Origin of the sequence: Phyllobacterium sp. P30BS-XVII, assembly GCF_014138335.1 — a bacterium.
In the GTDB taxonomy this organism is placed as follows: domain Bacteria; phylum Pseudomonadota; class Alphaproteobacteria; order Rhizobiales; family Rhizobiaceae; genus Phyllobacterium; species Phyllobacterium meliloti.
The window spans coordinates 166,171-188,998 of sequence record NZ_JACGXO010000010.1 but is presented as its reverse complement, the minus strand read 5'-3'; the positions used below and the strand labels follow the sequence as shown (position 1 = coordinate 188,998).

21 protein-coding genes are annotated in these 22,828 nt (G+C 56.9%); 4 read left to right on the top strand and 17 right to left on the bottom strand.

Going from position 1 to position 22,828, the window contains the following annotated elements; genetic code table 11:
• The 15 genes from FHW17_RS23085 to urtA all read right to left on the bottom strand — a co-directional run.
• Positions 1-251: hypothetical protein (locus tag FHW17_RS23085; protein WP_182510906.1), on the bottom strand; the 251-nt coding region annotated here is incomplete at its 3' end.
• 197 nt (positions 252-448) lie between these two features.
• A complete protein-coding gene (locus FHW17_RS23080) occupies positions 449-2,101 on the bottom strand; it encodes an OFA family MFS transporter (protein WP_182510905.1) in 1,653 nt (550 codons plus the stop codon).
• A 149-nt stretch (positions 2,102-2,250) separates the two neighbouring features.
• A complete protein-coding gene (locus tag FHW17_RS23075) occupies positions 2,251-2,502 on the bottom strand; it encodes a formate dehydrogenase subunit delta (protein ID WP_112527258.1) in 252 nt (83 codons plus the stop codon).
• Positions 2,495-3,430, bottom strand: a complete 936-nt coding sequence (fdhD, locus tag FHW17_RS23070) for a formate dehydrogenase accessory sulfurtransferase FdhD (protein ID WP_182510904.1) — start codon at positions 3,428-3,430, stop codon at positions 2,495-2,497. The genes FHW17_RS23075 and fdhD overlap by 8 nt, the downstream gene beginning before the upstream one ends.
• Before the next feature lie 2 nt (positions 3,431-3,432).
• Positions 3,433-6,312 carry a formate dehydrogenase subunit alpha gene (gene fdhF / locus FHW17_RS23065; protein WP_112527254.1) on the bottom strand — a complete coding sequence of 960 codons (2,880 nt, stop codon included), beginning with the start codon at positions 6,310-6,312 and terminating at the stop codon, positions 3,433-3,435.
• 9 nt (positions 6,313-6,321) lie between these two features.
• Positions 6,322-7,878, bottom strand: a complete 1,557-nt coding sequence (locus tag FHW17_RS23060; protein WP_182510903.1) for an NADH-quinone oxidoreductase subunit NuoF — start codon at positions 7,876-7,878, stop codon at positions 6,322-6,324.
• Positions 7,875-8,348, bottom strand: coding sequence for a formate dehydrogenase subunit gamma (locus FHW17_RS23055; protein ID WP_112527251.1), 474 nt, complete (start codon positions 8,346-8,348; stop codon positions 7,875-7,877). The genes FHW17_RS23060 and FHW17_RS23055 overlap by 4 nt, the downstream gene beginning before the upstream one ends.
• Before the next feature lie 118 nt (positions 8,349-8,466).
• Complete coding sequence (locus tag FHW17_RS23050) at positions 8,467-9,363, bottom strand: LysR family transcriptional regulator (protein ID WP_112527249.1); 897 nt, start codon at positions 9,361-9,363, stop codon at positions 8,467-8,469.
• A gap of 70 nt (positions 9,364-9,433) precedes the next feature.
• The gene (locus tag FHW17_RS23045) at positions 9,434-9,832 is read right to left on the bottom strand and encodes a helix-turn-helix transcriptional regulator (protein WP_246706992.1); all 399 of its coding nucleotides are present in this window, start codon (positions 9,830-9,832) and stop codon (positions 9,434-9,436) included.
• A complete protein-coding gene (locus FHW17_RS23040; protein WP_348643772.1) occupies positions 9,825-10,079 on the bottom strand; it encodes a type II toxin-antitoxin system RelE/ParE family toxin in 255 nt (84 codons plus the stop codon). The genes FHW17_RS23045 and FHW17_RS23040 overlap by 8 nt, the downstream gene beginning before the upstream one ends.
• Before the next feature lie 58 nt (positions 10,080-10,137).
• Complete coding sequence (gene urtE / locus FHW17_RS23035; RefSeq protein WP_112527245.1) at positions 10,138-10,833, bottom strand: urea ABC transporter ATP-binding subunit UrtE; 696 nt, start codon at positions 10,831-10,833, stop codon at positions 10,138-10,140.
• 257 nt (positions 10,834-11,090) lie between these two features.
• Positions 11,091-11,837, bottom strand: coding sequence for an urea ABC transporter ATP-binding protein UrtD (gene urtD, locus FHW17_RS23030; RefSeq protein WP_112527243.1), 747 nt, complete (start codon positions 11,835-11,837; stop codon positions 11,091-11,093).
• 4 nt (positions 11,838-11,841) lie between these two features.
• Positions 11,842-13,029, bottom strand: a complete 1,188-nt coding sequence (urtC, locus tag FHW17_RS23025) for an urea ABC transporter permease subunit UrtC (protein ID WP_112527241.1) — start codon at positions 13,027-13,029, stop codon at positions 11,842-11,844.
• Complete coding sequence (urtB, locus tag FHW17_RS23020) at positions 13,026-14,648, bottom strand: urea ABC transporter permease subunit UrtB (RefSeq protein WP_112527239.1); 1,623 nt, start codon at positions 14,646-14,648, stop codon at positions 13,026-13,028. Before urtB ends, urtC begins: the two co-directional genes overlap by 4 nt.
• A gap of 110 nt (positions 14,649-14,758) precedes the next feature.
• Entirely contained in the window at positions 14,759-16,009 is a 1,251-nt protein-coding gene (gene urtA / locus FHW17_RS23015) for an urea ABC transporter substrate-binding protein (RefSeq protein WP_246706998.1), read from the bottom strand.
• 361 nt (positions 16,010-16,370) lie between these two features.
• Between urtA and FHW17_RS23010 the strand changes: the two genes are divergently transcribed.
• Together FHW17_RS23010 and FHW17_RS23005 are read left to right on the top strand one after the other, a co-directional pair.
• Positions 16,371-16,709, top strand: a complete 339-nt coding sequence (locus tag FHW17_RS23010) for a TIGR01244 family sulfur transferase (protein WP_112527235.1) — start codon at positions 16,371-16,373, stop codon at positions 16,707-16,709.
• A gap of 94 nt (positions 16,710-16,803) precedes the next feature.
• Positions 16,804-18,090: an aminotransferase class I/II-fold pyridoxal phosphate-dependent enzyme gene (locus FHW17_RS23005; RefSeq protein ID WP_112527230.1), complete on the top strand. Its 1,287-nt coding sequence runs from the start codon at positions 16,804-16,806 to the stop codon at positions 18,088-18,090.
• A gap of 394 nt (positions 18,091-18,484) precedes the next feature.
• Here FHW17_RS23005 and FHW17_RS23000 read toward each other — a convergent pair whose 3' ends face one another.
• Positions 18,485-19,336: an MBL fold metallo-hydrolase gene (locus tag FHW17_RS23000; protein WP_182510902.1), complete on the bottom strand. Its 852-nt coding sequence runs from the start codon at positions 19,334-19,336 to the stop codon at positions 18,485-18,487.
• Positions 19,336-20,526 carry an acyl-CoA dehydrogenase gene (locus FHW17_RS22995; RefSeq protein WP_112527226.1) on the bottom strand — a complete coding sequence of 397 codons (1,191 nt, stop codon included), beginning with the start codon at positions 20,524-20,526 and terminating at the stop codon, positions 19,336-19,338. The genes FHW17_RS23000 and FHW17_RS22995 overlap by 1 nt, the downstream gene beginning before the upstream one ends.
• Before the next feature lie 140 nt (positions 20,527-20,666).
• On the opposite strand from FHW17_RS22995, the gene mutL reads away from it, so the two are divergent.
• Both mutL and FHW17_RS22985 read left to right on the top strand, forming a co-directional pair.
• Positions 20,667-22,526 (top strand): DNA mismatch repair endonuclease MutL, encoded by a 1,860-nt coding sequence (gene mutL / locus FHW17_RS22990; protein ID WP_182510901.1) that lies wholly within the window; start codon positions 20,667-20,669, stop codon positions 22,524-22,526.
• Positions 22,527-22,591: 65 nt separating this feature from the next.
• A complete protein-coding gene (locus FHW17_RS22985; protein ID WP_112527223.1) occupies positions 22,592-22,828 on the top strand; it encodes a DUF2093 domain-containing protein in 237 nt (78 codons plus the stop codon).

The window sequence follows — 22,828 nt, the reverse complement described above, 5'->3', positions numbered from 1 at the left end:
TTCATGGCGCCAACGCCCCAATTTGCCTGAAATTCCTTGTCGGCCCGCCATGTTGCAGCGGCCGCCTCAAGATCACTGGTCTTTGATCCATCGGCGTTGACGTAAATCGCATTCGCCTGCTGCGCGTGAGCGCCTGAGCACGCCGCTGCAATCAGGAACGCCGTAGAGGCGGTACTGAGAAGATAGTGGCGATACTTGGCGAAGAGGTCTGGACGTGCGGATGCAATCGTCCCTTTGGTGCGGAAAGACATGGAATCTGGCCCCCCAGTTTCATCGTGAAAAATAAAATTCGGAAAAGTAGTGAGCAAATAGTTGGGTAATAGAGTTACAACCACTGGCAGCAGTCAAGTGGAAAAATATTTCGGCAGGAAGTTTTCCGCACGTCTTTTATTGCAGATGAAATAAAACAGGCTCCGCGAACGGAGCCTGTTTTTTGCTTATCATGGCTTTACCGGAACAGGATCACTGCCTGTTGCAGCGTGACCCAGACACCCCATAAAATGGGGATACCCACTGCCGCCCAAGCGAGTGCGGCTTTGGCATCCAGTCCGCCATGGCCAATACCAAAGGAGCCAGTGGCACCGGCTTCTGCCGTCTTGGTCTTGGCTTGAAGCGCGGCAACCTCAGCATCGGACATGAACCATTTTGATGCCAGCGGGCGGACAAAGAAATTGGCGATGAAACCCAGCGCCAGCATGCATGCAAGGATATACATGGTGCGGTCATAGACCTGATCACGCGCCACGCCTGCGCTGATCTGGAATTCGCGGATATAGTTGACCACAACCGGTCCGACGATGCCCGCCGTTGCCCACGCGGTGAGCAGACGGCCATGGATGGCCCCGACAAACTGCGTGCCGAAAATATCGGCGAGATAGGCGGGTACGGTGGCAAAGCCGCCGCCATACATGGACAGGATCACGCAGAAAATGCCAACGAACAGTGCCTGGCTGCCCATATGAGCAGCGGTTGGTGCCAGCGCATAAAGCACGATGCCGAGGGCAAAGAAGGTGAAATAGGTGGCCTTGCGGCCGATGCGATCCGACAGCGATGCCCAGAAGAACCGCCCGCCAATGTTGAACAGTGAAAGCAAACCGGCAAAGCCCGCGGCAATCGAAGCGATAGCGGTTTTCTGGCCCGCATCAAGCTGGGTGAAGCTGACATCAGGCAGGCCGATGAGCTTGCCCGCGAAGATTTCCTGCAACATGGGCGAAGCCATGCCGATCACGCCGATACCAGCCGAAACGTTAAGGCAGAGCACGGCCCAGATCAGCCAGAACTGCTTTGTCTTGTGAGCATCGCGCAGATGCACATGGCGGGTGGTGATCATCGCCTTGGCATCAGTTGGTGGTGTCCATCCCTCGGGGCGCCAGCCCGCAGGCGGAATACGATAGCCAAAGGCACCGCAGATCATGAAGACGAAGTAACCCGCTGCCATGACGAGAAATGTCTGCCAGACACCGACGGAATCGGGCGTCTTGAAGTGGTTCATCAGAAGGTTGGCCAGTGGCGCGCCGATCATGGCACCGCCGCCAAAGCCCATAATGGCCATGCCTGTTGCCATGCCGCGGCGATCAGGAAACCATTTGATCAGCGTGGAAACCGGAGAAATATAGCCAAGCCCGAGGCCGATGCCACCGATGACGCCAGCACCCACCCACATCAGCCAAAGCTGGTGGGTGATAACACCAATGGCAGCCAGAACCATGCCGCCGCACCAGCAGAGCGCTGAGACCACACCCGCCTTGCGCGGCCCTGCCCGCTCCAGCCAGCCACCCCAGATGGCAGCCGAACAGCCGAGAAGCACGAAAAACAGGGTGTAGATCCAGCCAAGATCACTAACGCGCCAGTCGCAGCTCGTCGTGAACAGGGCCGTTATCAGGTTGAGATTGGCACAAGCCGCCGGATCGCTGCCGATGGCACGCGACAGGGGTAGCCAGAAAACGCTGAAGCCATAGGCCATACCGATACAAAGATGGATGGCAAGTGCTGCGGGCGGCACCAGCCAGCGGTTGAACCCCGCCTTGGCGACAATACGCTCGCGATCAAGAATGCCGGGATTGCCATAGGCACCCTGCTCTGCCCTGTCAGTTGCTGACATGTGAATTCCTCCTCCAAGCCCCAATTCATGTACTAGTATTTTAGTTTCTGGATAGTCTTTGGATAGCACTATTTTCGTTGATCAACAGCGCAGAATACCCCGGCTGAAGTGGCCGAGGCATCCATAGAAATTTCAACCATCGGAAAAGGTCAGACCGGCGCTGCAGCGGGTTTGCGGATGTGCGCGGACGCCTCGACCACCAGCGGATCAAGACCGTTGTCTTCCTTTTCCAGAATGGCAAAGAGCTGGGTGCGCATGCGCGGTTCCCAGAAATTGTTGATGTGTCCGGCCACCCCTTCCACCGCCTCGCTCTTTGGCTGGGTGTGAAAGAATGTGGCGATCTGATTGGCCATGTAAACAAGCTTGTCGGCGGTTGATTGCCGGTGAGTTTCATTATCCATATTGCACCAATCGAACTGTTGGACTTTGCACAAAGGTGGGTGAAGCAGCATCTGCATTGGGCTTTGCCGCAACCACAGGCTCGCCCGGCGTTGCGGCCACCTGATCAGCAGCAACCGGAATGCGCTCGGGCCGGGTAAACACGTCAAATTCATCGCCGCGCACCAGCGCAACCAGCGTCATGCCCGCCGCCTGCGCGGTACGAACAGCGAGAGCGGTTGGCGCAGATACTGCAATCAGCACGGATGCGCCAATGATTGCGGCTTTCTGCACCATTTCGATGGAAACGCGGCTGGTAATAACAACCGCACCCGACGCGCCGCTTATGCCTGACCGGCAAAGCGCACCGGCCAATTTGTCGAGTGCATTATGGCGGCCCACATCCTCGCGTGCGGCAACGATACCCTTGCCGGGAATGTAAAATCCCGCCGCATGCACAGCGCCGGTTTCAATGTGCAGAGGTTGTAGCGGCGAGAGGAGCCGGACCGCCTGCGCCAGATCGTCAGGCGACAGGCTCAGCTGCGTCCCATCAACGGAGGCCACGGGTTTCAGCGCCTGTTCGATGGATTCGATACCGCAGAGGCCGCAACCGACTGGGCCTGCCATGCGGCGGCGGCGGTCGGTGAGGTCCTGGCCCGCTTCATCGGCCAGAAGCAGCTGAATGTCGATGCCTTCACCATGATCTTCAATGGCGATCTCACTGATCTCGCCAAGCTGGCTGATAATGCCTTCGGAAAGACTGAAGCCGACGGCGAAATCCTCGATATCGGCAGGGCTTGCCATCATCACCGCATGGGTGGTGCCGTTATAGCTGAAAGCGATGGGCGTTTCCTCCGGCACCATCCGGCTACCCGTCGCATAGACAGACCCATCGCCTTTACGGCGACGGGTTATGCGCGGCACCTGCAGCCGCGTTTCACGCACGCTCATCGCTATTCCGCCGCATCCAGAGTCTGGACAATGCGCCGGCTCTGGCGGGCCTGCTCGTCATATTTGACCTGCCAGTCGCTCGGCCCATTGGATGCGCCGACCTGCACCGCCGTGACCTTATATTCAGGACAGTTCGTCGCCCAATCGGTAAAGTCCGTGGTGATGACGTTGGCCTGCGTCGTCGGATGGTGGAAGGTCGTGTAAACCACACCCGGTGACACACGGTCAGTGATCAGCGCGCGCAGGGTGGTTTCACCGGAGCGGCTGGTGATTTTCACCCAGTCGCCATCGCGCACGCCACGCTGTTCGGCATCGTGCGAGTGAATTTCCAGCCGGTCTTCCTCGTGCCAGACGACATTATCCGTGCGGCGCGTCTGTGCGCCAACATTATACTGCGAGAGGATACGTCCGGTGGTGAGAAGCAGTGGGAAGCGCGGTCCTGTGCGCTCATCCGTTGCCACATATTCGGTGCGCACGAACTTGCCCTTACCGCGGGCAAAGCTTTCAATGTGCATGATAGGCGTGCCCAAGGGCGCCTTTTCATTGCATGGCCACTGAACGGAGCCCTCCTTGTCGAGAAGCTCATAGGACACACCGGCAAAGCTTGGCGTCGTCAATGCGACTTCATCCATGATCTGCGACGGATGGGTGTAGTTCCAGTTGAGGCCCATGGTCTGGGCCAGTGTCTGGGTAACTTCCCAATCGGCAAAGCCATTCTTCGGGCTCATGACCTTGCGCACGCGGTTGATACGCCGCTCGGCATTGGTGAAGGTGCCGTCTTTTTCAAGGAAGGTCGAACCGGGCAGGAAGACGTGGGCGTAGTTGGCAGTCTCGTTGAGGAAGAGATCATGCACCACAACGCATTCCATAGCGGCAAGACCGGCAGCCACATGCTTGGTGTCAGGGTCGGACTGAAGAATGTCCTCGCCCTGAATATAGATGCCCTTGAACGTGCCATCGACGGCGGCATCCAGCATGTTCGGGATGCGCAGCCCCGGCTCATCCTGCAGCTTGACGCCCCAGAGCTTGTCGAAAATATCGCGGGTTGCTTCGCCCGAAACGTGGCGATAGCCGGGCAATTCGTGCGGGAACGAACCCATATCGCACGATCCCTGCACATTATTCTGGCCGCGAAGCGGGTTCACCCCGACGCCCTTGCGCCCGATATTGCCGGTTGCCATGGCAAGGTTGGCAATGGCCATAACTGTTGTCGAACCCTGACTGTGTTCGGTGACGCCAAGACCATAATAGATCGCGCCATTGCCGCCGGTGGCGAAGAGCCGGGCTGCTTCACGCAGTGACTGCGGCGATACGCCGGTCAGTTGCTCAATGGCTTCGGGGCTGTGCTCGGGTTCGGACACAAAGGTCGCCCAATCCTGAAACTCATCCCAGTCGCAACGCTCGCGGATGAACTGCTCGTCGAACAGACCTTCCGTGACGATGACATGGGCAAGCGAGGTGACAACGGCAACATTGGTGCCGGGACGCAAGGGGAGATGATGAGCAGCAGCAATATGCGGCGAGCGCACGAGATCGGTGCGGCGCGGATCGATAACGATCAGCTTGGCACCCTGACGCAGGCGCTTCTTCAGGCGCGAGGCAAAGACCGGATGACCATCAGTCGGGTTGGCACCGATAACGATCACCACATCGGTGTGCTCGACACTATCAAAATCCTGCGTACCGGCTGATGTGCCGAACGTCTTGTTCAGGCCATAGCCGGTCGGCGAATGGCAGACGCGGGCGCAGGTATCGACATTGTTATTACCGAAACCGGCACGAACCAGTTTCTGCACAAGGTAGGTTTCCTCATTGGTGCAGCGTGATGAGGTGATACCGCCGATGGAATTACGCCCATACTGATACTGGATGCGGCGGAACTCATTGGCGACGTGCTTATAGGCCTCTTCCCACGAGACTTCGCGCCATGGATCGGAGATCTTCTCGCGGATCATCGGGTTGAGAATGCGATCCTTGTGGGTGGAGTAACCATAGGCAAACCGGCCTTTGACGCAGGAATGGCCGCGATTGGCCTTGCCATCCTTGTAAGGAACCATGCGCACCAGCTCTTCGCCGCGCATCTCGGCCTTGAAGGAGCAACCAACACCGCAATAGGCGCAGGTGGTCACTTTGGAATGTTCAGGCTGGCCGATCTGGATAACAGACTTTTCCGTTAGTGTGGCTGTCGGGCAAGCCTGCACGCAGGCGCCGCAGGAAACGCATTCGCTGTCGATGAAATGCTCGTGCATGCCGGGCGAAACACGGCTGGAGAAACCACGGCCTTCAATGGTGAGCGCGAATGTCCCCTGCACTTCCTCGCAGGCCCGCACGCAGCGCGAGCAGACGATACATTTCGCCGGATCATAGGTGAAATAAGGATTGGATTCATCCTTGGGCATCCAGCGGTCATTGGCCACATTGTCGGCCTTGGCGAAGACGTGGTTGTCGCCCTCATAACCATAGCGCACATCGCGCAGGCCAACGGCACCGGCCATATCCTGCAATTCGCAATCGCCATTGGCGGCGCAAGTCAGGCAATCCAATGGATGGTCGGAGATATAAAGCTCCATCACGCCCTTGCGGATGTCCTTCAGGCGCGAGGTTTGCGTGTGGACGACAAGCCCTTGCATGGCAGGTGTGGTGCAGGAGGCAGGCGTGCCATTGCGGCCTTCGATCTCGATCAGGCAAAGACGGCAGGAGCCGAATGCATCGACCATATCGGTGGCACAGAGTTTTGGAATCTGAATACCCGCTTCCATCGATGCGCGCATGATGGACGTGCCTTCGGGAACGGTCACCTCGTTGCCATCGATGGTCAGGGTGATCATCTTCTCGGATTTGGAGGCTGGCGTGCCGAAATCGATTTCGTGAATGAGGGACATATCTGGCTCCTATTCCGCAGCTTGCGCGACGGGCGCAGGACGAAAATCTTCAGGAAAATGCGTCAAAGCGCTCATGACCGGATAGGGCGTGAAACCACCCAGGGCGCAGAGCGAGCCGAACTTCATTGTGTTGCAAAGGTCGGTCAGAACCTTGATCTGTTTTTCCGGCTCGATATTGGCGGCAAGACGGTCAACGACCTCGACACCGCGCGTTGAACCAATACGGCACGGCGTACACTTGCCGCAGGATTCGACAGCACAGAATTCCATGGCGAAACGTGCCTGTTTCAGCATGTCGACACTATCGTCAAACACGACGAGCCCGGCATGGCCAATCAGCCCGTCCTTGGCGGCAAAAGCTTCATAATCAAACGGCGTATCGAAGAGTTCGCGCGGGAAATAAGCGCCGAGCGGACCACCGATCTGCACCGCTTTAACAGGGCGTCCCGTTGCAGTGCCGCCGCCAATATCATCGACGATTTCGCCAAGTGTCAGCCCAAAGGCCGTTTCGAAAAGCCCGCCATACCTGACGTTCCCTGCAATCTGCAACGGAATGGTGCCACGCGAGCGACCCATGCCGAAATCCTTGTAGAAGGGAGCACCCTTGTCGAGAATAACGGGAACAGAGGCGAGCGATATGACATTATTGATCACGGTCGGCTTGCCAAAAAGACCCTTATGCGCAGGCAGAGGCGGCTTGGCACGGACGATGCCACGACGGCCTTCAAGGCTTTCCAGAAGCGCGGTTTCCTCGCCGCAGACATAGGCACCGGCGCCGACACGCACCTCAATATCAAACACATGGTCGGAACCCAGCACCGACGCACCGAGCACTCCGGCCTTGCGCGCAACGCCAAGCGCTTCATTCATCACGGCAATCGCGTGCGGATATTCGGAACGGGTATAGATGTACCCTTTGGTTGCACCGACGGCGATACCGGCAATCGTCATGCCCTCGATGAGCACAAAGGGATCGCCTTCCATGATCATGCGGTCGGCAAATGTACCGCTGTCGCCTTCGTCGGCATTGCAGACGATGTATTTGCGCGGGCCTGCCGCATCAAGAACGGTCTTCCATTTGATACCCGTGGGGAAACCTGCTCCGCCGCGTCCGCGCAGACCTGATTCCGTAACCTCAGTGACGATCTCAAGCGGCGTCAGAGCAAGGGCTTTTTCCAGCCCCTTCAGGCCATCATGGGCGCGGTAATCATCCAGCGAGACAGGATCGGTGATACCGCAGCGGGCAAAGGTCAGGCGCGTCTGTTTCGCCAGGAACGGCAACTCTTCCGTCAGGCCAAGATATAGGGGATGGGTTTTGCCTTCGGCTATCCCGGAATCAAACAATGATGCCAGATCAGATGGTTTCACCGGCCCATAGGCAACACGGCCTTGGGGTGTTTCCACCTCGACCATCGGTTCCAGCCAATACATGCCACGCGAACCATTGCGGACAATGCGCGCATCGAGTTTGCGGGACGTAATCTCATCATGCAGTTTGCGGACAACTTTTTCAGCGCCCAGAGCAAGCGAGCCGGAATCGCGCGGGACATAGAATGTGACCGTCATAGCCGCACTCCCGTGCTGATTTCTTCAAGCTTTTCATCATCAAGACGGCCGATAACCTCGCCATCCAGCATGGCCGCGGGCGCACAGGCGCAAAGACCAAGGCAATACACCGGCTCCAGCGTGACCGCGCCATCGGCGGTGGTTCCATGCCAGTCGATGCCAAGCAGTTCGCGAGCCTTCTGGGCCATGGCATCGCCGCCCATCGACTGACAGGCTTCCGCCCGGCACAGCTTGAGCACATGCCTGCCCGCGGGATGATCGCGATAATCATGATAGAACGTGACGACACCGTGTACCTCGGCGCGCGATATATTCAGGGCCTGGGCAATCAGCGGCAAGGTTTCCTGCGGCACATAGCCAAACTCCCCCTGCAACTCGTGCAGAATCGGAAGGAGTGGACCTTCTTCACCCTTTAATTGATCGATAATGCCTATCGCTCTCCCAGCGATATCGGTACTTGCGGTCTGCATTTTGTGCAGTGCCCTCCCTAAATTCTCCTCGTATATTAGAACAGATCAAAAGCAGACCGACAAATCAATATACCAGTCTCGTTGATCGATAGAAGAAACCTATCAAACCAAACTCAACTCAAACCATATTCAGCTCTATCGCCAACGCACGGGCCTCATGCAGCAGCGCCGAGACCAAAGGTGTGTGGGGTTCACGATCCGCTGCAACCAGTCCAACCAGATGACGTGCATCCGGTTCCACAATCGGAATGGCACGGATCGGTTCGGAAAAGCCCAGTGTTTCCGCTAGGTTAAGCGGCATGATGCTGGCCCACTTGCCCGTCCGGATATGCGAGAACAGCACAATCATTGAATTGGATTCGAGCGTCGGATGCACATCTACCCCGGCTTCGCGCAAATGCTTATTGATAATGCGGCGGTTCTGCATATCCATGGTGAGCAGACAGAGCGGTAATTGGCCTACCTCCGCCCAGGTCACAAATTCGCGATCAGAATAGGTGCTGCCCGTCGAGGTGATCAACTGATAGCGTTCCGAGTATAACGGAACCGAGGTCACACGGCCCAGCGGCTCGTTATCGAGATAACTGATTCCGGCATCAATCTCGAAATTGCTGAGCAGGGTCAGGACTTCAAGCGATGTGCGCGAAGTGACGGAGAAGGTCACGTCAGGGTGTTTTTCACGGAATGGCGTGGTCAAGCGCGAAACCATGGCCAGCGCCGTCGGAATGGCCGCTATTTTAACGTGCCCCGAAAGGCCATAACGCGCGGCACGGATTTCCTCGCGCATCGTTCTTGTATCACCGACGATACGGCGCGCCCATTCAAGCACCCGCTGGCCTTCTGATGTCAGACCCTTATAGCGGGATGCGCGCTGAACCAGCACCACACCGAGCGTATCCTCCAATTGCCGGATTGCTGCTGATAGCGTGGGCTGGGTCACGCCACACTCTTCCGCCGCCCGGCCAAAATGCTCGTTGCGTGCCAGGGCGATGAAAAATTCCAGCTTGTCGATCATCGAAATTGCTCCTCCGGGGAGACTCTAGCGATGATTACCCGCCGACAGCAAGAGCAAGCCAGTCACTACCTCACACAAGGTCATCGAGATCGACGCGAAGAACAGCAGCTATTTTCTTCAGGGTTGAGAGACGGCCCTCTTTTTTGCCGTTCTGGATATCCGATAAATAAGGAGCGCTGATACCAACCTTCTCTGCCAGTTCCTGATTTGAAAGGCCACGATACTCGCGCCAGACGCGAACCTTGTTTTCGCCGCCCAATATGCGCTCAACAATTTCCGATGGCACCAGCTCCTCTTCGCCAGCATCAATCCGTGCCTTGACCCTGTCATAAGCAGCAAGATCCCGCGCCATTTCGGCATCGCTGACGAGCCTGTCGTAAAGGGTGCGCGGGATCACGACCATTTCTTCGTTGGCAGGTGTTTTGACGATTGTGAACGGTGCTGTCTTGCCCATAGCTATCTCATTCATAAATGCCGCCGCGCGGGCCAATATCCAAAATATCCATGACGTTGCCATGGTCATCGAAAATCACTCGCCAGTCGCCTACACGCGGCCGATAGCCATTCCGCCCTTGCAGTTTGGTAACGTTCATAGACTGCAACGCCGGATCATCAGCATATTGTTCAATTTTCGAACGAATGCGATTGGCGACATTCACAGGAATGCGCAAGAGCACCTTCAATGCAGACTTACTATAGGCAATCTTCTTCATCATAAATATCAAATAGAGAATTATGATACAATAAAAATTATCAAATAGAGAATTATGGGTATCATACCGTCAGGAATTTGCGCACCTCCGGCTTGTCAAGACTTGCCGCATCACCGGAATGCACGATCTCGCCGCGGTCCATGATGTAGACATGGTCAGCCAACTCCCGGCAGAAATCGAGATATTGCTCGACAAGAAGGATCGCGAGGCCCGTCTGGTCGCGCAAAAACCGGATGGCGCGGCCAATATCCTTGATGATTGAGGGCTGAATGCCTTCTGTTGGTTCGTCCAGAACAAGCAGCCTTGGACGCGTAACCAGCGCTCGTCCGATGGCCAACTGCTGCTGCTGGCCACCCGAGAGGTCGCCGCCCCGCCGTCCCAGCATGGTTTTCAGAACGGGAAAGAGTTCATAGACTTCCGGCGGCACATTGCGGTTGCCGCGCCTGGCGGCGGCAAAACCCGTCGCCAGATTTTCGCGCACCGTGAGCAACGGAAAGATTTCGCGCCCCTGCGGCACGAATGCTATTCCTGCCCGCGCCCGGTCATAGGCCGGTTTCTTGCCGAGCGGCAAGCCATCGAAACTGATCGAACCCGATGATAGCGGATGCTGGCCGACAATGGCGCGGAGCATGCTGGTCTTGCCAACACCATTGCGACCAAGGACGCAGGTGATTGTCTTCGGTTTCACTTCCAGCGATACGCCCCGCAGAGCCTGTGCCGCGCCATAGTGAAGAGAAGCATTTTCAACCGTGAGCATAATCAGTTCTTTCTCAATGTATCAAAAGCAATGGGTGGTGGAGGAATGTGGTGGTGGTTCGTGGTTCGTGGTTCGTGGTTCGACAAGCTCACCATGAGGGAGAGAGAGAGGATGAAAGGGAGTCAAGTTCTGCAACATTGGTGATCTGCAACGGTGGCGATTATCGTTGCATCCCCACTCTCCCTCATGGTGAGCTTGTCGAACCACGAACCTGCACCATCCACCCCATCCTCGCACCATGTTTCCCTCGAACACCCTCATCGCCCGAGATAGACCTCAATGACCCGCGGATCATTGCTGACGTGGTCGAGCGATCCTTCGGCCAGCACCGAACCCTCATGCAGGCAAGTGACCTTCACATCGAGTTCCCGCACGAAATGCATGTCATGCTCGACAACGATAACCGAGCGAGTACGCGCGATATCCCGCAGCAGCTTTGCTGTTTCAGCCGTTTCCGCATCGGTCATCCCCGCAACCGGCTCATCGACCAGCAGCAATTTCGGGTCCTGTGCCAGAAGCATGCCGATCTCCAGCCATTGTTTTTGGCCATGGGACAGGTTGGCCGCCAACCAATGGCGCTTTTCAAACAGCCTGATTGTGTAGAGGATTTCGTGGATACGGTCGGCCTCGCCCTTGCTCTGGCGATGGAACAGCGCCGACAGGGCCGAGCGTGGGCCGGATAGCGCCAGCACCAGATTGTCTTCCACCGTGTGGCTTTCGAAAACGGTCGGCTTCTGAAACTTACGGCCAATGCCGAGCATGGCTATGTCGGCTTCGTCATGCCCGGTCAGATCGACAGTGCCATTGAAATAGACATCGCCCGTATCCGGCTTGGTCTTGCCGGTGATGATGTCCATCATCGTCGTCTTGCCCGCACCATTGGGGCCGATAATGGCACGCATTTCGCCCGATTGGAGTACGAGCGAAAGATTGTTGATGGCACGGAAACCATCAAAGGAAACCGAAACACCATCGAGATAAAGCAGTGTGTCCTTGGCCTTCATGGGGCTACTCCGCGGCCTGAGGTTCGGGTGTTGGTACGCGTTTGCTGTTTTGCTTTACGACTGGAGGCAGGACCTCATCGTCCTCCCGCGCGGCGCGATTGGCTTGTCGCGTTTTCCATGAACCGTAAAGTCCAAGAATGCCCTTGGGCAGGAACAACGTGACGAGGATGAACAGTGCCCCAAGCGCGAACAGCCAGATTTCCGGGAAAGCCGCCGTAAAATAGGTTTTGCCGAAATTGACCAACACAGCCCCGATAATGGGACCAACAATCGTACCGCGACCGCCAACCGCCACCCAGATAACCGCTTCGATGGAATTAGCAGGCTCGAACTCGGATGGATTGATAATACCCACCTGCGGCACATAGAGCGCACCGGCAATGCCCGCCATCATGGCCGAGATGGTCCAGACGAAGAGCTTGTAGCGGTCGACACGATAACCGAGAAAACGCATACGGCTTTCCGCATCGCGCACCCCAACCAGCACCTTGCCGAGCTTGGAGCGGATGATGAAGCTGGACACAAAAACAGCGAGTGCCAGAAACAGCGCCGTCGCGGCAAAAAGCGCGGAACGGGTCGTGCCTGCCTGTACATTGAAGCCGAGAATATCCTTGAAATCGGTCAGGCCATTATTGCCGCCAAAACCCATATCATTGCGGAAGAAGGCGAGGAGCAGCGCATAGGTCAAAGCCTGGGTGATGATGGAAAGGTACACGCCGGTGACGCGCGAGCGGAAAGCCAGCCAGCCAAAGCCAAAGGCCAGCGCACCGGGCACCAGCACCACCATCAGGGCTGCAAACCAGAAATGATCAAAACCATGCCAGAACCATGGCAGTTCCTTCCAGTTCAGGAACACCATGAAATCGGGCAGGACGGGATCGGCATAAACCCCGCGTGGACCGATCTGACGCATCAAATACATGCCCATGGCGTAACCGCCGAGTGCAAAGAACGCGCCATGACCGAGCGAGAGAATGCCGCAGAACCCCCAGACGAGATCAAGCGCGACGGCCAGCAGCGCATAGGTCAGATATTTGCCAAGCAGCGAAACCAGATAGGTCGGTACGTGCAGGGGCGACGTGTCAGGCACCAGTAGATTGAACAGAGGTACGAGACAGGCAATAGCCAGCAGAATGGCGATAACAATCAGGCTGCGCCGGTCCCCATGTGAGAAAAACCATTGGGTGATCATGCCTCGATGGCCCTTCCCTTGAGTGCGAAGAGACCGCGCGGGCGCTTCTGTATGAAAAGAATGATGAGCACCAGCACAAGGATTTTACCGAGGACGGCACCCGCAAAGGGTTCAAGAAACTTGTTGGCAATGCCGAGCGACATGGCGCCAACCAGCGTTCCCCAGAGATTGCCAACGCCGCCGAAAACCACGACCATGAAGCTATCGATAATATAGCCTTGGCCCAGATTGGGGCTGACATTGTCGATCTGGCTGAGCGCAACACCCGCAATACCGGCGATGCCGGAGCCGAGGCCGAAGGTCAGCGCATCGACCCAAGGCGTGCGAATGCCCATGGATGATGCCATGCGCCGGTTCTGCGTGACGGCCCGCATCCGCAGACCGAGCATGGTTTTCTTCAGCACCAGTTGCAGCACGGCAAAGACCGACAGGGCAAAAACGATGATCCACAGACGCGACCATGTGAGTGTCAGCATGCCGACATCAAAGGAGCCGGACATCCACGAAGGGCTGCTGACCTGCACATTGGAGGCGCCAAACCATGAGCGTGTCGCCTGTTGCAGCACCAGCGAGATGCCCCATGTGGCGAGCAGGGTTTCCAGCGGTCTGCCATAGAGAAAGCGGATGATGCCACGCTCGATGACAACGCCGATGGCACCGGAGACGAGGAAGGCTGCAGGCAGGGCGATCAGCAGGGAATATTCGGCAAGGCCGGGCATGGACGCACGGATGAGTTGCTGCACCACAAATGTCGTGTAAGCACCGATCATCACCATTTCGCCGTGCGCCATGTTGATCACGCCCATGACGCCAAAGGTGATGGCAAGACCGATAGCCGCCAGCAGCAGAACCGAACCAAGCGACAGGCCATAGACGATATTCTGAATGCCGTTCCAGAGTTCCAGTTCGGAATTGATGCTTGAGATTGCGGCACTGGCCGCTTCACCGACGGGTCCCTGAACATTTGCGAGCGGCGTCAGCAGGCCAAGCGCCTCACGGCCATTGCCGGATTTAATTTCAGCAATGGCGGCGATTTTCACATCATCTTCAGCTGTGGAATTGAGAACCGCCGCCGCCTTGGCGCGCTGCATCAATATTTTGATACCAGCATCCTTTTCGTCCGCTATGGCCTGATCGAGCAATGGAATGGTTTCAGGATCGCGGTTTTTAAGAATTGCTTCCGCAGCGGAGCGACGCTCCGTTGCGTTAGGGCTCATCAATGTCAGACCGCCAATGGCAGCGCCAATATCACGGCGCAGGCGGTTGTTGACCTTGATTTTTTCCGCACCATTGCGCGGCACGGAACCCAGCTTGGCACCGGTCAGCGGGTCGGTCGCGGCATAATCAGAACCTTCGCGCACGCCAATAAAAACTGACTTGTCGGTTTTCAAGACATAGAGATCGCCCGCGCTCAGCGCATTGAGAATAGCAGCGGCGCGTGGTGCACCACTTTTGGCGAGTTCCGAAACGGCTTTGCTCGTGTTGTCGAAATTGTCTCCCGCAAGCGCTTCCACCAGAGGTTTGAGTTTGGTGTCATCAAGGGCTTGCGCGCCCGCAATGGCGGGGAACAGGCAAAGGCCCAGCATCGCGATGATGGACAGGAAGTGGCTCAATGACATTCAACAATCCCGTGTTTGAAATTCTTTCGGGGCGCTCCACCCCCGCAACGTGTGCGGGAGTGGAGTTGGCTTCGGATTGTCGCCCCCGACCCGAAGCCGAAGCGCTCGTCTTAGTTGGTCACACCACCGCATTTGCCTGACACAACATTGAAGTTGCCGCAGGACATCGGTTTGCGCCAATCGGAGATGAGGTCCTTGGAGCCAGGCAGATAGTCGGACCACTCGTCGCCAACGACGAGGCCGGGCGTTCTGTAGACGATGTCAAACTGGCCATCGCCCTGCACTTCGCCGATGAGGACAGGCTTGGTGATGTGATGATTTGGCATCATCGTTGCCGAGCCACCCGAAAGGTTGGGGACGGAAACGCCGACGATCGAGTCGATGACTGCATCGGACTTGGTGGTACCGGCCGCTTCAACGGCCTTTACCCACATGTTGAAGCCGATAAAGGTTGCTTCCATCGGGTCGTTGGTCACGCGCTTGTCGTTCTTCGTATAGGCATGCCACTGCTTGATGAATTCGGCATTCGCTTCGGAATCGACGGACTCGAAATAATTCCACGCGGCGAGGTGGCCGACCAGCGGCTTGGTATCGAGGCCAGCCAGTTCTTCTTCACCCACCGAGAAGGCGACAACAGGAATGTCTTCGGCCTTGATGCCCTGATTGGCCAGTTCCTTATAGAACGGCACATTGGCATCGCCGTTGATGGTGGAGACGACGGCGGTCTTTTTACCGGCGGAGCCGAACTTCTTGATGTCGGAGACAATCGTCTGCCAGTCGGAATGACCGAACGGCGTGTAATTGACCATGATATCCTCATCCTTCACGCCCTTGGCGTTGAGATAGGCTTTCAGAATCTTGTTGGTGGTCTGGGGATAGACATAATCCGTACCGGCGAGAACCCAGCGCTGTACGCCTTCCTGATTAGCAAGATAGTCAACGGCGGGAATGGCCTGCTGGTTTGGCGCGGCACCCGTATAGAAGACATTGCGCGAGCTTTCTTCACCCTCATACTGCACGGGGTAGAACAGCAGCGAATTCAATTCTTCAAAGACCGGTAGCACGGATTTGCGCGACGACGAGGTCCAGCAGCCGAAAACCGCCGCGACCTTATCCTGCTCGATCAGCTGGCGCGCCTTTTCCGCAAACAAAGGCCAGTCCGATGCTGGATCAACAACAACGGCTTCAAGTTTCTTGCCGAGAACGCCGCCCTTCTTGTTCTGCTCATCAATGAGGAAGAGCATCGTATCCTTGAGCGTGGTTTCGGAGATCGCCATCGTACCGGATAGCGAATGCAGAATACCGACCTTGATCGTGTCCTCTGCCGCTTTTGCCGGCGCGAGGGCCAGCGTCGCTCCCATAGCGGCTGCCGCCAAGGTTCCAATAAATCTGGCTGTTAGACTGAACATTCAGGTAAACCCCTTTTTATGGTTGTTTGTGCCAAGGGATACAAAGCAATGACCGTGCCAACCGGATAGTTTGCACTGCACAATTCTGAATTTGCAGGGATTCAGCGGGTGATTGTATCGGTTGACATCCTGAAACGCGGCGTGTTGGCTAAAATCCCACCCAGAATATGCTTATTATCTAATCAATAAGTATTATATGCCTAATAATTGATCATTCGCTCTTTTTTGCCGCCGCAATCAAACGGCTTTGATATAGCATTGGTCATTGTTTGATGTATGGTGCTGCCACCAATCACATTCTCAAGGAAAGAAAATGGATATCCGTCAAATTGACGAAGTCTTTGCCGTGACCGGGCAGATTTCACCCGATGATGTGCGCGATATTGCTGCGGCAGGTTATCAGACCCTCATTTGCAATCGCCCCGATGGCGAAGGTCCGGATCAGCCGGATTTTGCCGAGATTGCCAAGGTTGCCGAAAAAGCGGGCATCCCGATTTATTACGTTCCGGTTATATCAGGACAATTGACGCAGGACGATGTGGACGCCATGGCCGCAGCGCTTGATAAAGCCGAAGGTCCTGTGCTTGCCTATTGCCGCTCCGGTGCCCGTTCGACGAATATTTACGGCATTGTTCAGCAGCAAAAAGGCTGATCTCCAAAGAGCGGGCTGACCTATGCACAGCCCGCTCCCTGCGTGCCGATCCAACCGCCCTTCTCCACCCTGATTTAACAGAGCTAACGTTCCCATGAGCCGTATTGCCGATCTGAACAGTGACGACCTCGCCGCCCTGCGCCAGCAGACATTGAATGACTACGAGGCGTTTCGCGCCCGTGGACTGAAGATCGACATGACCCGCGGCAAACCGAGCCCCGAGCAGTTGGCACTCGCCAATGGCATGCTGACCTTGCCCGGCAATGGGGATCATTTCAGCGAGGCAGGTGAAGACGCCCGCAATTATGGCGGGCTACAGGGTCTGGCTGAAGTGCGCGCGCTCTTCTCCTCCACGCTCGGCACATCGCCTGATCGCATTGTCGTCGGTGACAATTCCAGTCTGGCGCTGATGCATGACTGCCTCCTCTGGGCCTTGGTCAAAGGCGTTCCGGGTGGTAGCGAGCCATGGCAAAAGACGAAATCTCCAGCCTTTATCTGCCCGGTACCCGGCTATGACCGGCATTTCGCCATTTGCGAGGAATATGGCATCCGCATGCTGCCCGTACCGCTCAAGGGCGATGGGCCGGATATGGATATGGTCGAGGCACTTGCAGCCGATCCAAGTGTGAAAGGCATGTGGTGCGTGCCGAAATATTCGAACCCGTCGGGCGAGACCTATTCCGATGCGGTGATTGAGCGGCTTGCGGCGATGAAAACAGGTGCGCCGGATTTCCGCCTGTTCTGGGACAATGCCTATGCGGTGCATCATCTGACTGAAGCAGAGCATGAAATCCCCGATATTCTTGATTTGTGCGAAAAGGCCGGAAATCCTGATCGCGCCTTTGTTTTTGCTTCCACGTCCAAGGTGACGCTTGCCGGTGCGGGCCTCGCATTCTTTGCGTCATCACCAGCCAATGTACGCTGGTATCTTGCCAGCGCCACCAAACGGACAATTGGCCCTGACAAGCTGAATCAGCTACGCCATGTGCGGTTCCTCAAAAATGAGGACGGCATTCGCAAACATATGGCGGCGCACCGCAGCCTGATTGCCCCGAAGTTCGATACGGTCATCAAGGCACTGGAAAAGCGCCTTGCCGGGACCGGTATTGCCGAATGGACAAAGCCACAGGGCGGCTATTTCATCTGCGTCGACGCGATGGAGGGTACGGCGAAACTGGTGGTTGAGTTGGCCAAACAGGCCGGTGTGGTCCTGACCCCGGCAGGTGCAACCTCGCCCTATGGCAAGGACCCGCATGACCGCACATTGCGGCTCGCACCGACATTCCCTTCCTTGGCTGAAGTGGAACTGGCCTCGCAAGGCATTGCCCTGTGCATTCTCTTGGCAGCAGTGGAAAAGCTCTATTCAGACAGGAATGGCTGACCCCTAAGGCAACGCGCCATATTTACGGCACGTTGCTCTAACCAGCCGTTTTGACATGGATAAACTGCAAAACTTGGTGGGTGGTTCGACGTATCAACCATAAGGGTAAGGTGGTAGCCGCAAGGCTAACTGCCGACGGTGCAGAATTTGAGTCCCACAACCCATCCATCTCTCCGTCATCCTCGGGCTTGACCCGAGGACCCATAATCAAAAAGTGCCGCGCCTGCTAATTGGATTGATCTCCTTAGCCATGGGTCCTCGGGTCAAGCCCGAGGATGACGGAGAGATGGATGGGTTGTGGGGAGCAAAGTCCGCAATTAGGGCAAGGGTGTCCGCCTCCCCAGTATATTGAGGGGTAAAAACCCGAGGGGCCGGGTGAATTTGGCACGCTGCTCTAAAGCGGGATGACCAGACCGTCGCGGCCGATGGTCAAGCGGCCATCCCACTTGCCGCTCAATGCCTTTATCCAGTCGGCCTCGCCAAATTGCGGGTCGTCGGCTGGAATGAGGTGATGCAGGACAAGGTGTTTAACCCCGGCGGCATTGGCAATACGGGCAGCGTCTTCAATCAATGTATGGCTGGCGAGAAGGTGTTCCTTCAGCCGTGCGCCATTGCCGGTTCGGGCAACGAGACGCTCCACACCTTCTCCAAGCATCGCCTCATGCACGAGAACATCCGCGCCTTGCGCAAAATCAGCCAGTGGCGGAAAATAGGTCGTATCGGCTGACAGCACGATGGACTTGCCAGCAGCTTCGATTTTGAGGGCAAAGCAATCTGTTACCGGTGGATGATCGACGCGTAGGGCCGTGATCTCAAGATCAGCATCCGTATGCACGACGCCATCCGCATACATCTTCAGGTCGACAAGATCGCGCAGATCGGGCCGCCCCTCATCATCAATGCGCAGGTCGATATCATAACGCATGGATTGCAGGAAACCTGACCAGTAATCGTCAATCCCGGCTGGGCCATAAACTGTTACCTTGCGGGCAAGACCCGATGTCCATGCCGTATGCAGCAGTGGACCAAATTCCAGCACATGGTCCGAATGCAGATGGGTGATCAGGATCAGGTCCAGATCCTTGAGCGACATATCCGCGTTGACCAGAGCGCGGGTAACACCAAGCCCGCAATCAACAACGATCCGCCGACCTGATATCTCCAGCAGCGACGAGGTCGGCGACGGGCCGCCCGGACGGATCGCCGGGCCACCCTTGGTTCCAAGCAGGACGAGCCTGTCAGCCATCAGAAGAAAGCTTGGATGCCGGTTTGCGCGCGGCCAAGAATGAGCGCATGAACATCATGCGTGCCCTCATAGGTATTGACCGTTTCAAGGTTCTGCGCGTGGCGCATGACGTGATAGCCAATCTGGATACCATTGCCGCCATGCATGTCACGGGCAACGCGGGCAATATCCAGTGCCTTGCCGCAATTGTTGCGCTTGACGAGGCTGATCATCTCCGGTGCCATGCGGTTCTCATCCATCAGACGGCCAACGCGCAGGCTTGCCTGCAAGCCGAGCGTGATTTCCGTCTGCATGTCTGCAAATTTCTTCTGGAACAGCTGTGTTGCCGCCAGCGGTTTGCCGAACTGCTTGCGGTCGAGGCCGTATTGCACCGTGCGCTGCCAGCAATCCTCAGCCGCACCGAGCACGCCCCAGGAAATGCCGTAACGGGCACGATTGAGGCAGCCGAACGGGCCCTTAAGACCGGAAACATTGGGCAGGAGATGTTCTTCACCCACCACAACACCGTCCATCACCACCTCGCCAGTGATCGAGGCACGCAGCGAAAGCTTGCCGCCAATCTTCGGTGCGGAGAGACCCTTCATGCCCTTTTCAAGGACGAAACCGCGAATCTGGCCGTCGTGAGCATCGGATTTGGCCCAGATGACGAAGACATCGGCGATGGGCGAGTTGGAAATCCACATTTTCGAGCCTGAAATCCGGTAGCCATCGGCGACCTTTTCGGCACGCGTCTTCATACCGGCGGGATCAGAGCCCGCATCGGGTTCCGTCAAACCGAAACAGCCGATCCACTCGCCGGAAGCCAGTTTCGGCAGATATTTCTTGCGCTGCTCTTCTGAGCCATAGGCATAGATCGGATACATGACCAGCGAGGACTGCACGCTCATCATCGAGCGATAGCCGCTGTCCACACGTTCAACTTCACGTGCTACCAGACCATAGGCCACATAGGACGCACCGGCGGTGCCATATTCTTCCGGCAGTGTCACACCGAGAAGTCCGGCTTCGCCCATCAGCTTAAACAGTGACGGATCAGTCTTTTCTTCGAGATAGGCTTCCTCGATACGCGGTGCCAGCTCTCCCTGCGCGAAAGCCCGCGCGCTGTCCCGGATCATCCGCTCGTCTTCGGTCAACTGATCTTCCAGCAGAAACGGGTCCGTCCAGACAAAGGAAGCTTTGGAATTGGCCATGTAATTTCCTCCATGATGCTTTTCACAGACCTAGCACCAAATTTACATCAATGACCAGATAGTTTCGGCTTAAAATATATTCCGGTGCGCTTTGGCAGCGAACAATTTCCGTCGCCAGCCGAATCCCCTATATGTATGACATGGCCATCAAACAGCTCACCGAAACCATCATCAACCAGATCGCAGCGGGCGAAGTCATCGAACGCCCCGCCAGCGTGGTGAAGGAGCTTGTCGAGAACGCCATTGATGCGGGTGCGACACGCATCGAAGTGGTCACGGCAGGCGGCGGCAAGAACCTGATCCGCATAACCGATAATGGTTCGGGCATTCCGTCGGATGAGCTGACATTGGCGGTCTCGCGCCATTGCACGTCGAAACTGACCGATGATGTGCATGATATCCGGGCGCTGGGTTTTCGCGGCGAGGCCCTGCCCTCCATTGGCTCCGTATCGCGGCTTTCGGTCAAATCCCGCACCGCGCAGGCCGATTCAGGCTTTGAGATCAGCGTGCATGGCGGCCATATGGATGGGCCGCGTCCGACCGGTATGAATGCGGGCACCATCGCCGAAGTGCGCGACCTGTTTTTTGCCACGCCGGCGCGTCTCAAATTCATGAAGACGGACCGGGCAGAAGCATCCGCCATCAGCGATATCGTCAAGCGGGTGGCGATTGCCTTTCCGCATATCCGCTTTTCGCTGGCGGGCAGTGACCGGACACCGCTTGAACTGGCTGCAACGGGCGTTGGCTCGGCTGGTATGCTGGACCGGATTTCGCAGGTTCTCGGCAAGGAGTTTCCTGAGAACGCCATTGCCATCGATGCGGAACGCGACGGTGTGCGCCTATCGGGATTTGCCGGAATACCCGCCTTCAACCGTGCCAACAGCCTGCACCAGTTTGCCTATGTCAACGGACGCCCGGTGCGTGACAAGCAGATATGGGGCGCCATTCGCGGTGCTTATGCGGATGTGATCTCACGCGACCGGCATCCGGTTGTGGTGCTCTTTCTCAATCTCGATCCAGCCCTTGTCGACGTCAATGTGCATCCGGCCAAGGCGGATGTGCGTTTTCGCGACCCCGGCCTCGTGCGCGGCCTGATCGTCGGCGCGATCCGTCAGGCGCTGGGGCAGTCAGGCATTCGCGCAGCAACCAGCGGCGCGGAAGCCATGCTGCAATCCTTCCGGCTCGGCGGCGCTGAACCGCTGTATCAGGCGCCAGCGACACCGCGCTGGCAGGGAACACCCTCGGTCAACCAGAACTACACAACCCAGCAATCGGCATTTCGACCATTCGAACCGGAAGAGGCGGCACCCTTCGCAGCCAACGGTTTTTCGGAGGCGGTTGGTAGCTTCCTGCGGGAGGCGGATGTGCTGGCAACAGATACGCGCGCAAGTACAGCCGAAGCGCCGCAAGCCCTGCTGGCTTCGCCGCTCGGCGCGGCGCGCGCGCAAATCCATGCCAATTATATCGTCTCGCAAACCGAGGACAGCCTGATCATTGTCGATCAGCACGCGGCACATGAACGGCTTGTCTATGAAGCGTTGAAAACGGCGCTGCATTCAAGGCCCCTGCCCGCGCAAATGCTGCTCATTCCTGAGATCGTCGATCTGCCCGAGGAGGATGTGGAGCGGCTTGTGGCCCATGCCGAAACCCTCGCACGCTTCGGTCTAGGTGTCGAAGCTTTCGGCCCCGGCGCGGTTGCCGTGCGGGAAACACCGTCCATGCTGGGCGAAATCGATGTGCAGCAACTGATCCGCGACCTTAGCGACGAGATTGCTGAACATGATACTTCGGATGGCCTGAAAGCCATTCTCGACCATGTTGCCGCCACCATGGCCTGCCATGGTTCCGTGCGTTCTGGCCGGCGTTTGAAACCCGACGAAATGAACGCGCTGCTGCGCCAGATGGAAGACACGCCGGGTTCAGGCACCTGCAATCACGGGCGCCCGACCTATATCGAATTGAAGCTCACGGATATCGAGCGACTGTTCGGGCGACGGTGAAGTCTTGACCCAAAGGGCATCTGCCGCCTAAATGAACAGAACTATGAACTGGAAAACACCGGAAAATGAACAGGTTTGAAGGCCCCGGCTCACGCGAAGCCAAAATACGCTACCTCGATGGAGACTTTCAGGTCCTGTCGCCGGGGTCCTATGTGCTTTGCTCGATAACGTCGGAAAAGATTCCGCTTGATGAGTTGAAGTATTGGAGCGTTGCCCGGCAGGAAGCCTATGCCGATGCGACCATTTCGCTTGAACGCGAGCTTGAGATGAACCCATCCCTGCGCCAGCGCAGCAAAGCCTGA

Excerpts from the sequence above, each read along its gene's own strand:
- FHW17_RS23080 (WP_182510905.1), bottom strand. The coding sequence starts at position 2,101 with ATGTCAGCAACTGACAGGGCAGAGCAGGGTGCCTATGGCAATCCCGGC.
- FHW17_RS23075 (WP_112527258.1), bottom strand. The coding sequence starts at position 2,502 with ATGGATAATGAAACTCACCGGCAATCAACCGCCGACAAGCTTGTTTAC.
- fdhD (WP_182510904.1), bottom strand. The coding sequence starts at position 3,430 with ATGAGCGTGCGTGAAACGCGGCTGCAGGTGCCGCGCATAACCCGTCGC.
- fdhF (WP_112527254.1), bottom strand. The coding sequence starts at position 6,312 with ATGTCCCTCATTCACGAAATCGATTTCGGCACGCCAGCCTCCAAATCC.
- FHW17_RS23060 (WP_182510903.1), bottom strand. The coding sequence starts at position 7,878 with ATGACGGTCACATTCTATGTCCCGCGCGATTCCGGCTCGCTTGCTCTG.
- FHW17_RS23055 (WP_112527251.1), bottom strand. The coding sequence starts at position 8,348 with ATGCAGACCGCAAGTACCGATATCGCTGGGAGAGCGATAGGCATTATC.
- FHW17_RS23050 (WP_112527249.1), bottom strand. The coding sequence starts at position 9,363 with ATGATCGACAAGCTGGAATTTTTCATCGCCCTGGCACGCAACGAGCAT.
- FHW17_RS23045 (WP_246706992.1), bottom strand. The coding sequence starts at position 9,832 with ATGAATGAGATAGCTATGGGCAAGACAGCACCGTTCACAATCGTCAAA.
- FHW17_RS23040 (WP_348643772.1), bottom strand. The coding sequence starts at position 10,079 with ATGATGAAGAAGATTGCCTATAGTAAGTCTGCATTGAAGGTGCTCTTG.
- urtE (WP_112527245.1), bottom strand. The coding sequence starts at position 10,833 with ATGCTCACGGTTGAAAATGCTTCTCTTCACTATGGCGCGGCACAGGCT.
- urtD (WP_112527243.1), bottom strand. The coding sequence starts at position 11,837 with ATGAAGGCCAAGGACACACTGCTTTATCTCGATGGTGTTTCGGTTTCC.
- urtC (WP_112527241.1), bottom strand. The coding sequence starts at position 13,029 with ATGATCACCCAATGGTTTTTCTCACATGGGGACCGGCGCAGCCTGATT.
- urtB (WP_112527239.1), bottom strand. The coding sequence starts at position 14,648 with ATGTCATTGAGCCACTTCCTGTCCATCATCGCGATGCTGGGCCTTTGC.
- urtA (WP_246706998.1), bottom strand. The coding sequence starts at position 16,009 with ATGGGAGCGACGCTGGCCCTCGCGCCGGCAAAAGCGGCAGAGGACACG.
- FHW17_RS23010 (WP_112527235.1), top strand. The coding sequence starts at position 16,371 with ATGGATATCCGTCAAATTGACGAAGTCTTTGCCGTGACCGGGCAGATT.
- FHW17_RS23005 (WP_112527230.1), top strand. The coding sequence starts at position 16,804 with ATGAGCCGTATTGCCGATCTGAACAGTGACGACCTCGCCGCCCTGCGC.
- FHW17_RS23000 (WP_182510902.1), bottom strand. The coding sequence starts at position 19,336 with ATGGCTGACAGGCTCGTCCTGCTTGGAACCAAGGGTGGCCCGGCGATC.
- FHW17_RS22995 (WP_112527226.1), bottom strand. The coding sequence starts at position 20,526 with ATGGCCAATTCCAAAGCTTCCTTTGTCTGGACGGACCCGTTTCTGCTG.
- mutL (WP_182510901.1), top strand. The coding sequence starts at position 20,667 with ATGGCCATCAAACAGCTCACCGAAACCATCATCAACCAGATCGCAGCG.
- FHW17_RS22985 (WP_112527223.1), top strand. The coding sequence starts at position 22,592 with ATGAACAGGTTTGAAGGCCCCGGCTCACGCGAAGCCAAAATACGCTAC.